The organism is Microcoleus sp. CZ3-B2, from assembly GCF_036705055.1.
Taxonomy (GTDB): domain Bacteria; phylum Cyanobacteriota; class Cyanobacteriia; order Cyanobacteriales; family Microcoleaceae; genus Microcoleus.
The window spans coordinates 102,616-103,313 of sequence record NZ_JAUBTN010000019.1; the positions used below are offsets into that span (position 1 = coordinate 102,616).

The 698-nt window shown below is 41.5% G+C and carries 1 pseudogene; it reads left to right on the forward strand.

Annotated elements, in window-relative coordinates:
• Window positions 1-698 (forward strand): annotated as a pseudogene (locus QUA97_RS11595) (ATP-binding cassette domain-containing protein); the annotation flags it as partial.

The window sequence follows — 698 nt, forward strand, 5'->3', positions numbered from 1 at the left end:
TCGTAGAGTCGATCGCACATCCCGAACCAGAACCGATTGTCGAAACAACAGAGTCTAGAGAACTTTCTCCACCAGAATCGATTGTCGAAAATCTGGCAATTGTCGAGTCGATCGAGTATTCCGAACCAGAACCGATTGTCGAGTCTATAGCACTTTCTCAACCAGAACCAATTGTCGAAACAACAGAGTCGATCGCATTTTCTCAACCAGAACAGATTTTTGAAACAATAGAGATAATCAACGATTTAGAACCTGAAGTGCAATCAGTAGCACATTTTCTGGAACTTGTAGAAAGACAAGAATCTAGACAACCTTCTCAACCAGAACCGATTGTCGAAAATCTCGAAATTCCACAAATCCTAGAGTCGAGAGAAATTTCTCAGCCAGAACCGATTGTCGAAAATCTCGAAATTCCACAAATCCTAGAGTCGAGAGAAATTTCTCAACCAGAACCGGTTGTCGAAAATCTGCTGATTGTTGAAACAGTAGAGTCGATCGAGTATGCTCAACCTGAACCGATTGTTGAAAATCTGCTGATTGTTGAAACAGTAGAGTCGATCGAGTATGCTCAACCTGAACCGATTGTTGAAAATCTGCTGATTGTTGAAACAGTAGAGTCGATCGAGTATCCTCAACCAGAACCGGTTGTCGAAAATCTACTCATTGTTGAAACAGTAGAGTCGATAGAACATCCTCAA